This window comes from Psychrobacter pasteurii (assembly GCF_900162815.1).
GTDB lineage: Bacteria > Pseudomonadota > Gammaproteobacteria > Pseudomonadales > Moraxellaceae > Psychrobacter > Psychrobacter pasteurii.
In genome coordinates this window covers 1-10324 of the sequence record NZ_FUGD01000098.1, presented here as the reverse complement: position 1 = coordinate 10324, position 10324 = coordinate 1, and the positions used below count along the sequence as shown (strand labels likewise).

General features: G+C 42.1%; 7 protein-coding genes. 2 read left to right on the top strand and 5 right to left on the bottom strand.

The genetic code is table 11. The features are described 5' to 3' along the window. Both A1232T_RS08900 and rlmF read left to right on the top strand, forming a co-directional pair. A partial coding sequence (locus A1232T_RS08900) for a zinc ribbon domain-containing protein (protein ID WP_077449090.1) occupies positions 1 to 264 on the top strand: 264 nt, incomplete at its 5' end. Positions 265 to 878: 614 nt separating this feature from the next. After that, positions 879 to 1862 (top strand): 23S rRNA (adenine(1618)-N(6))-methyltransferase RlmF, encoded by a 984-nt coding sequence (gene rlmF, locus A1232T_RS08895; RefSeq protein ID WP_077449089.1) that lies wholly within the window; start codon positions 879 to 881, stop codon positions 1860 to 1862. Between the two features lie 112 nt (positions 1863 to 1974). Here rlmF and A1232T_RS08890 read toward each other — a convergent pair whose 3' ends face one another. From A1232T_RS08890 to dnaA, 5 genes are all read right to left on the bottom strand, one after another. Beyond that, positions 1975 to 2562 (bottom strand): manganese efflux pump MntP, encoded by a 588-nt coding sequence (locus tag A1232T_RS08890; protein WP_077449088.1) that lies wholly within the window; start codon positions 2560 to 2562, stop codon positions 1975 to 1977. Positions 2563 to 2702: 140 nt separating this feature from the next. Beyond that, on the bottom strand, positions 2703 to 5357 hold the full coding sequence (gyrB, locus tag A1232T_RS08885; protein ID WP_077449087.1) for a DNA topoisomerase (ATP-hydrolyzing) subunit B: 2655 nt from the start codon (positions 5355 to 5357) through the stop codon (positions 2703 to 2705). A 326-nt stretch (positions 5358 to 5683) separates the two neighbouring features. Beyond that, positions 5684 to 6970: a DNA replication/repair protein RecF gene (recF, locus tag A1232T_RS08880; RefSeq protein ID WP_077449086.1), complete on the bottom strand. Its 1287-nt coding sequence runs from the start codon at positions 6968 to 6970 to the stop codon at positions 5684 to 5686. A gap of 300 nt (positions 6971 to 7270) precedes the next feature. Next, positions 7271 to 8446 carry a DNA polymerase III subunit beta gene (gene dnaN, locus A1232T_RS08875; RefSeq protein ID WP_077449085.1) on the bottom strand — a complete coding sequence of 392 codons (1176 nt, stop codon included), beginning with the start codon at positions 8444 to 8446 and terminating at the stop codon, positions 7271 to 7273. A gap of 163 nt (positions 8447 to 8609) precedes the next feature. Then, positions 8610 to 10016 (bottom strand): chromosomal replication initiator protein DnaA, encoded by a 1407-nt coding sequence (gene dnaA, locus A1232T_RS08870; protein ID WP_077449084.1) that lies wholly within the window; start codon positions 10014 to 10016, stop codon positions 8610 to 8612. Between the last annotated feature and the right edge of the window lie 308 nt (positions 10017 to 10324).

Here is a 10324-nt window from a genome sequence, read left to right as displayed (position 1 = left end):
TGGTTTGAACTCAAACGACAACTGGAATATAAATGCAAGCATGCAGGTTGTCAGTTTGAGATAGTAAATGAGAGTTACACTACCCAGACCTGCTCGTGCTGCCACAAAATAAGTGATAGTAGTCCAAAAGGTAGAGCAGGTTTGCGAATAAGAGGATGGAGGTGTGCTGAGTGTGGCACATGGCATGATAGAGATATCAATGCTGCTAAGAACATCCTCGCGGTCGGGCTTGACCGTCTAGCTGTAGGAATCCCCTCGGTTTAGCGAGGGGAGGAAGTCAAAAATTACACACAGCCGATAAAGCTGTCAGTAGAGTCCTAAGTTCACTATAATCTTATGCTCAAGGCTTAGCAAACCTAGTAGATATGTAATTTCTAGTTTTTCATAGCGATGTTATGAATCCAAACCTGTTAAACTATCAACAAGACTGCCAAAACTTTTGAAAAAGTACACAGCTACGCCTATGCAGCTACAAACATTTAAAATCATAAGTTATTGATTTTATTGGTTATTTTTTAAACCAAACTGCTCGTTTATTGCTAACAAAATAGTTATCCACAGTTTTATAAAACCCTATAAACCTTGATATATATAACTTTCCTGAGTTTTAAACAGGTAACCCACAGCTAAATATTAATTAAATCATAGGTGGTGGTTCAAAAAGTAGGCTGATTGAAATTTGAACAATTTTTGAAGCTTTGAAAGCCATATAGAACCAGAGAACTTAGCATAGACTTCCTATTGACTTTTAGCGCCAGCCTACTTTTTAGAACACCACCAAATCATCTATTTGGTTAAAATGTAGCAATAACGCCTACCTTTTACCCCCTATCTATTTTAATTATCCACCCCCACCATATGAATAAGTTTTAATCCCTATGACACACCCTGTAACCCCAAAAAACACCAAACGCCCTACTCCTAGCAGTAAACCGACTGCCAGTACGCTTCATCCGCGTAATCCACATCAAGGCCGTTACGACTTTGATAAGTTAACCAAAGCCCTACCTGAGCTTGCCAAACACACCATTACGAATCCCAGTGGTGAGCCAACCATTAATTTCTCTGATGCTGATGCGGTATTAACCCTAAACAAAGCCTTATTGGCGCATCACTACAACATCAAATACTGGGATCTGCCTAAAGGTTATTTGTGTCCGCCTATTCCAGGTCGCGCCGATTATATCCACCAAGTAGCGGACTTATTAAATAACAACAACAGTGGTACAGAAAATAAAAAGCCGCACGTGCTAGACATCGGTACCGGTGCTAGCTTGATTTATCCGATTGTCGGCAGTCAGAGCTATGGCTGGTATTTTACGGCAACCGATATTGATCCCGTATCAATCAATACAGCCAAGGCCATTTGCGAAATCAATCCTAATCTTAAAAAATTGGTGACGGTAAAACAGCAAAAGAACCCAAAAAATATCTTTAAAGGTATCATTGGTGAGCACGATTATTTTGATATCACTGTGTGTAATCCACCGTTTCACGGGTCAATGCAAGAAGTGCTAGATGCCAACAACCGCAAACAAAGCAAACTACAAAAGAACCGTGCCCGTCGTAACCCTAATGGCCAAGCCAATAAGTTTGCTGATGCCAAAAACAACCTGAATTTTGGGGGTCAGAACGCAGAGCTTTGGACGGAAGGCGGTGAATTTTCCTTTATTAGCCGCATGATTAATGAAAGCGTAGATTACGCTCATCAGGTCAACTGGTTCACGACTTTAGTGTCTCGTGCAGAGAATCTAAAGCCGCTTGATGCCCTACTTCGCCGTGTGGGCGCCAGACAGATTAAAACCATCAATATGCAGCATGGTCAAAAAGCCAGTCGCATTTTGGCATGGCGTTTTAAGTAAAATAAAAGCTTAGTTTTTAAAGCGTTTAATCATAAAAAAAGAGCCTTTGTTCAAGTTTAGAAATAAACCAAACAAAGGCTCTTTTTTATGTCTATCAAATGAAAATTAGCTGCTATAAAACCATCTTTATACCAATCACAATCAGTACCACACCACCCAATATCTCAGCTTTATCTTCAAGCCAGGTGCCTGATTGACGGCCTAAATATACTCCGCCAAAGCTAAACACAGCGGTAACTAGCGCAATAATTAGACAGGCAATCCAAGCATTCACGGCCAAAAGATTCAGAGTAAATCCTGCTGCCATCGCATCAATACTGGTGGCAATCGCCATGGTAGTCATCAGCTTATGGTCAATTTTGGTGTTATTATCTGACCCAAGCCCCTCTTCTTCCTCCTCAGCACTTATGGCCTCATAAAGCATTTTTGCACCCAGAACCACTAGAATAATACACCCAATCCAAGGCGCTGCTGAGGCCAACCAGCCGAGTAAAGCTGAGCCTAATAAGTAGCCGATTAACGGCATCACCCCCTGTGCAATACCAAAGTAGAGTGCTGCCATCAATGCCAGTCGCAACAACATAGACTTCGCTTTTGCTGAGCTTGAAAAAGGCACATTGGCCTGCTTAGCTCCTAGCCCAATAGATACCGCAAAAGCATCCATAGCCAAAGCAATGCCCAAAAACAAAAGTTCAATCATGATTTACTTCCTAAGCATTGAGCAGTCACGGCTATTATAGTTTAAAGACAGAGTATAAAAACTTATGTTTCACGTAAAACAAAGAAGCCACTTTGCTAGCAAGATGACTTCTTTTTTTAATTTATGACAGCACTTTGATGTTAGATATCTAAGTTACTTACTGTTAGCGCGTTCTCTTCGATGAACTGACGACGAGGCTCTACATCATCCCCCATCAAGCAAGTGAACAAATGATCCGCAGCAATGGCGTCTTCAATGGTCACCTTTAACATGCGACGATTCTCAGGATCCATAGTGGTATCCCATAGCTGGTCAGCGTTCATTTCACCCAGACCCTTATAGCGCTGCACAGATAAACCACGACGCGCCTCTTGCATCACTTGTTGCCATAGATGATCAAAGTCACGAAGTAAGACATCTCTTACGGTACCTGTTGAGGTATCACGGCGAACAAATGCTGTGTCTGTTAATAACGTATTCCACTCTGCAGACAAACGAATTAGACGCGCATATTCACCTGAATTGAAGAAACCTGCATCCAGAAGATAATGCTGTGCTAAGTTATGCACATAGATGGTGATACGTGGCAGCCACTGCGGCTTAGTCGATAACATTTCGCTGTCTTGACCTTCCACAACTTCTGCATCTTCCACATCGCTATTCGGGCTATCCACTTTTGCCCCAAGCTTAAACTTAAACTGGTTGTTGGCATCTTTAGCCGCTTCAGACAGCTCATCGGTACGTGGCGCATGGATATTATCAAGCTCAATAGAAGGACGTAAATCACTACCAAAGCGCTCTAGTTGCTCTTGTAATTTCTCTTTCCACTCACTCATCACATCATAGTCATAAGTCATGTCAGTGGTCAGTTTAGGCACATGCGTTAGAGCATCTAGTAATACGGCAGGATAGCGGATTTGCAAACGAGCTTTCACCAATTGTGTTTGGTTGTAGTCATTTAACAACTTCTCTAATGCCTGACCGGTAATGGCTGGCGCATCTTCACTGATGTGCAAGTTCATTTCATCAATGGTCGATGACAACAGATACGCTTTCAAGGCTTCATCGTCTTTTAGATACAACTCTTGACGACCTTTTTTCACCTTATACAAAGGTGGCTGCGCAATATAGATATAACCACGCTCAATAAGCTCGGGTGTTTGACGGAAGAAGAAAGTCAGCAATAGAGTTCTAATGTGCGAACCATCGACGTCAGCATCCGTCATGATGATAATTTTGTGATAGCGCACTTTATCTGGATTGTACTCATCTGGACCGATACCACAGCCTAGAGCCGTAATTAAGGTACCGACTTCAGCTGATGACAACATTTTGTCAAAACGAGCACGTTCCACGTTAAGAATCTTACCTTTTAGCGGTAAAATAGCTTGTGTCTTACGGCTACGACCCTGCTTAGCAGAACCGCCCGCAGAGTCACCCTCCACAATATATAATTCAGATAATGCAGGGTCTTTTTCTTGACAGTCCGCCAATTTACCAGGTAAGCCAGCAATGTCTAATGTGGTTTTACGACGGGTTAATTCACGAGCTTTACGCGCCGCATCACGGGCACGAGCAGCATCAATAATTTTACTCGCAATTGACTTGGCTGCCCCTGGATGCTCAAGCAAGTAATCGCTGAATTTATCATGCATCGCTGATTCAACAGCAGATTTCACTTCACTTGAGACCAGTTTGTCTTTGGTCTGACTTGAGAACTTAGGATCAGGAACTTTAACCGATACAATGGCGGTCAATCCTTCACGAGCATCATCACCTGTGGTGTTGACCTTCTCTTTTTTCATCATATTTTCGTTGTCCATATAGGTATTTAGACAACGAGTTAAGGCTGAACGGAAGCCTGATAAGTGAGTTCCACCATCTTTTTGTGGAATGTTGTTGGTGAAACACAACACTTTTTCATTATAAGTATCGGTCCACTGTAAAGCAGCTTCGACCACGATGCCGTCATCTTGCTCACTGACAAAATGGAAAACTTCGTTTAAGCCATCTTTGCCTGAGTTAATGTAAGCGACGAATTCTGACAAGCCACCTTTGTGCTCAAATACGTGCTGTTTGTCTTTACGCTCATCGGTCAAGACAATACGCACGCCTGAGTTTAGAAATGACAACTCACGCAGACGCTTGGCTAAAATTTCAAAGTCAAAGGTGGTACCAGTAAATACGTCTGGGCTAGGATAGAAGCGAATCTGAGTACCTGTACGCTCAGTTTCTTCTAACATTTGGATGTCACCATCTGGCACACCATCGCTATAAGTTTGCTGATAATGATGACCTTCGCGCCAAATATTCATTTCAAGTTTTTTAGATAAGGCGTTTACTACCGATACCCCTACCCCATGCAGACCACCAGATACTTTATAGCTGTTGTCATCGAACTTACCACCAGCATGCAGTACGGTCATAATGACCTGAGCAGCCGATACACCCTCTTCAGGATGCACATCTACCGGAATACCACGGCCATTATCCATAACACTAACAGACTCATCTTCATGGATGATGATATCAATCTGATCACAATGTCCTGCTAATGCTTCATCAATGGAGTTATCGACGACTTCAAATACCATGTGATGTAAGCCCGTGCCGTCATCGGTGTCCCCGATATACATGCCTGGACGCACGCGTACTGCTTCAAGCCCTCTTAATACTCGAATATTCTTTGAGCTATATTCTTCTGGAAGCACACCCTCAGGTAAGTCTGAAAGATCGACCCCTTCTGGCAAGTTAGCCACTAGCTCTTGCTCGGTATTATGGTTTGATTCACTCATGTTATATCCTTTCCTAAAACGGCAATGCTGACATCATCAGCAATTCAAATGGCATAGAGTTTTTGATAGCTCACTTGTTAACGTTACGCACATTCTCGCTCAAAATTTACTTAACTTGCTACTGACTTTACGGGGGGATTCAATTTATGATTTATCTTGTTAAATCAGCGTCCGTTAATCAGTGTCTGGCCATCCATTCTTGCCAAATACGCAGGTTTCTATACCCATAAATTCACTATAAAACTTATTTGCTATTATAGCATTTTTTGGCGATAAAAGCATGAGGTATATGGGGTCAAATTCCCCTAGATTGCGCCAGTAACGGCTTAATTTTTGGTTTCTTCGGCTACCTGTCCTTGTTTCACGTGAAACAACTTAGCTTGTGGCCAATAATACCCGATTTTATCCATAATCTGAGGCTCCAAACTGGTAATAAAGACCTGACAAGACAGCTGTGATAAAGATTTTAATAAAATAGTTAGAGCACGGTCATCAAGCTCCGCTGTTATATCGTCCAATAACACGAGGGGTAATATCTCATCCTCGCTTACAGAGGCCTTAGAATTAGTAGCCTTGTCTTTCGCTGTCGCCAATAAGGGAAGCTGCGACAGTCTTAAAGCTGTAATTAATAGCTTTTTTTCACCTCGAGATAGAACGTTTGCGGCTTGCTCACGCACATTACCTAAAAGAGTAGCTTCCTCTGAATCATAAGCCTCATCAGAGTCATAAAAACTATCCTGCTCGACTTCATAGGGCTGAGTATCCTCTGAAACAGATGCTACACTCTGCTGTGCAGTCACTTGCTGTCTTGCAGCCTCATCTTCGACCCACAGTACCTGCACATCGGCTCGATGACAACCAATGCGGGTATATCCTGTTTGACAATCTTGTGCCAATCTCTGCTGCAACAACTCATCCAAAGCCATTTCTGTGTTATAGCCCGCTGCGAACTTAAGCTGAATGAAAGGCGCATAGTCAGGCAAAAGCTGTTGAATAAGAGTATTAAACAAAGGTTGCCACTCTTCAAAGGCTTGCTGACGGTAATGGGTGATGAGCGCAGCGTGATTGGCCAACCCTTTGTCCCAGGCTGCCAATTCTTGTAATTGATAGTTAGAGAGTCTAGGAGACTGCTTTAATAGCGCATTTCTTTGCTTCAGTAAGCGTTGGTACGATAGCCACTGGGGATGAAACCCTGGTTTCACGTGAAACGTAATCCAATCTAGTAACTGCCTACGGCTACCACTGCCGACCTCCAGGATATCCATAGAAGAGGGGTCAATAAGTAACGTAGGCAACTGCTTAGTCAAAGCACTTTGGACATACACTGTTTGCTGATCAAGACGCATGATACTGCTAGCATCTTGCGCCTTTTGGATGGCCATACTTCTGCCATTATCAAACTTAGCATAAACAGTGGCGTGAGGGGCATGATGGGAGATATATCGTTTCGGCTGATGATGCCGGAAACTTTTTCCTCTAGAAAGAAGATATAAAGACTCTAGTAAAGACGTTTTCCCACTGCCATTAGGTCCAACAAAAACATTACACTGCCCCAGCTGAAGGTGCACAGCCTGCAAATTTCGCAATTGATGAATACTAAGTTGGGTCAGCATAGAGCACGCCTTTATTTTCTATTAAATACTATAAATGAGGGCACTGCCCTCTCGATTAAAGCCTCGCCTCATTACCACTTCATTATTGTTAAGTTTTTTACATATATAATCAACAGTAAACCGGTCTACTTCATTTAACATAATACACACCACCTATGCACAATACATTATGTTAAATCAAAGAGACCTATATAATATATGGCTTTCAAAAAAATACGTGTATTTCACCCAACAAAAAAGCAAAACCTTAAGGTTTTGCTTTTAAGATAAACTATAATAATGTTTTTAATAAAACACCGCTTAAATACGCATCGGCATGATGACATATTGATGCTGGGTATCATTTAGCTGATTTACGAGTACCGAGCTGTTGGCTTGGCTCATATGTAGCTGCACATCACCTGCTAAAACATCCAGTACATCTTGTAAGTATGCTGCGTTAAACGATAGTTCAATAGGTTCGCCTTGATACTTCACTTGTAACGCCTCTACTGCTTCGTCCTGCTCAGCGTTATTGGCACGAACCTCTACATTACCATCTTGTGAGAACTTAAAAATAACCCCACGCGACTTCTCATTACTAAGAATAGAGACCCGTCTTAGCACATCTGTCATCTGCTCTTTATTCGCTAAAGCTATCTTGTCTGTATTACTTGGCATTACGCGGCGATAATCAGGGAACTTGCCATCGATTAAACGCGCTGTAAACGTAACTTTAATGCTATCGTCAATTTGACCGGTGCTATCAACATTGCCAAACGGTAAGGCTACCTGCAAAAACTCTCTACCAAACACTAGAGTTAAGTTACCATCGTTGTCCCCTACCAGCTTGCCTAGTTCATTTCCTAAGCGCTCAAGCTCAATAACAGCCTTACGTGGCAAGATGGCTTGCATGGTAAAGTCATCGGCAACATCAATCACACTACGGGCCAACGCCAGACGGTGACCATCAGTAGCTACCGTGGTTAATTGTCTTTGTGCAACTTCAAATAACATACCCGTTAGGTAATAACGCACATCTTGAATGGCCATCGCAAACTGCGTCTTCGCCATCAAATCCATTAACACTGCTCTACTTAGAGTTAACGGCGTGATGTTGGCTGGATTACCCAGTACTGGGAACTCTGCAGCTGGTAAAGTGCCTAACACAAAACGACTTTTGCCACTGGTGATAATACAGCGCTCATTGGCTTCAGCAGCCAGATTAATCATCGTGTCTTTTGGCAATAATTTACAGATCTCATGCAGCTTATAAGCCGGCAATGTTGTGGCACCCACAACACCTGTGGCACCATTACCTAACTTAACTTCCGCACTTAACTCTACTTCCAAATCTGAAGCAGTTAAAATCAGCAGTTGCTCAGTAACTTCTAGCTTAATATTACCCAGAACGACCATGTTATGGCGTTTGTCTGCTGCTTTTGCAATCAAATTGATGGCTTTTAACAGCAGTTCACGGTTTATAGACAGTTGCATAATATTGGACTCTTTTATGGGGTCTTAATATAGGGTTATACCCAGTTTAATATTACTTGTTTGGTTTCGCTAACACTTTATTATTAAGGCTATTAAGTATAACCAATTGAGAGGAGCTCTGCACAATAAGCATTGTAATTGATCAACGCCCCTACTCGCCTCATTATCCCGCTTGCAGTGTCATCGATAATGCTTTGTACTCTTTGTCTAACACCGGATCTTCACTGCGTAACTGAGCTACTTTTTCACAAGCATGCATCACTGTGGTGTGATCCCGTCCACCAAAGGACTGACCAATATCTGGAAAGCTGTCCTTGGTAAGCTCTCGAGCCAACGCCATCGCAATTTGGCGAGGACGAGCAATACTTCGAGTACGCTTCTTACTCATCAAATCTTTCACCGACACATCATAGTATTCCGCCACTACTTTGCGGATATTATCCATACTCACCGCCTGTGAACGTATGGCTATCACGTCTTTTAGCGCATACTGCACCATATCTAAATCAATGGGATTGCCTGTCAAGTTGGCATTTGCCACGACCTGATTTAGCGCTCCTTCTAAGCGTCTAACGTTAGACACCACGTTTTGAGCGATAAACAAAGCACATTCTTTGGGCAGCTCTATCCCAGACAAAGTGGCTTTTTTCTGCAAAATCTGCATTCGGGTTTCCATCTCGGGTGGTTCTATTGCCACCGCAAGGCCTGATGAGAACCTTGAACGAAAACGTTCATCAAACTCTGTCATCTGTGATGGATGACGGTCAGAGGCCAAGATAACTTGCTTGCCTTCTACCATAAAGTCAGCAAATAGCGATAAAAACTCACTACTGGATTTGTTTTTACCCGCCAAAACGTGCACATCGTCAATAATTAACAGATCTACCCGCTTAATCTTTCGCTTAAACTGCTCAATTTTTTGGTTACGAAGGGCATAAACCAGCTGATTGATAAACTTCTCGGATGAAAAATAGTAAAAAGTTTTGCCAATCTTTAAGTATTTATGTGCCACAGAATGCATGAGGTGAGTCTTACCTAAACCCGATGCACCATATAAAAACAAGGGGTTGTGGCGATTTTGCGACTGTTTCTTACCCAACTCTTGGCAGGCTTTGTACGCCAGCATATTAGATTTACCACTGACAAATGTCTCGAAGGTAAAATAAGGATTAATATAACTTAGCGATTTATCCGATCCCATTTGGGAAGCGTCATTAAGATGAGAGTCTAAACCAGCAGGGTGCGTGCTCGACTTAGCACCATGAGCTTGACCACTACCCGTAGTTTGATTGGCTACTGGATCTTGAGGCGCTTGCTGTACACTGCTTTCGACTTGAATAACAACCTGGCTTATCTCTCCATTACTGTGTTGCTTCGCCAGCTGCTCAATCGCATTAAAGTGATTTTCTTGTACATGAGAAACAAAATATTGGTTTGGCGCAAGTAACTCTAATTTATCCCCAACCACTTTAGCAGACAGTGGCCGAAGCCACATCGTAAACTCATTTTCTTTGAGCTGGTATCTTAAGTCATTAAGACACCTATCCCATAACGACAAACTATCTGACATGACCCATTAACCCTAGTAAAACGGACAAAAGAAGAAGAGTAGGGGAGGTAAATAAGATGGTCTCACCCTGTTTTATGCGGCTACTTTAACATATAAAATCACAAATATCATCACAATTATTCTGTGGATAACTTTGTGATTAAACTTGTGGATAACTTTTTTTAGAGAGTTATACAGAGTTTAGTAACAGGTTATCAACAACAATAACCACAGGGTAAAATAATGATTTTATTGGCTTTTTTACAGTTATTAACAGGTAAATAGGGCGCTAATAATAACAAAAGAACTATTATATATATAGTTATAGG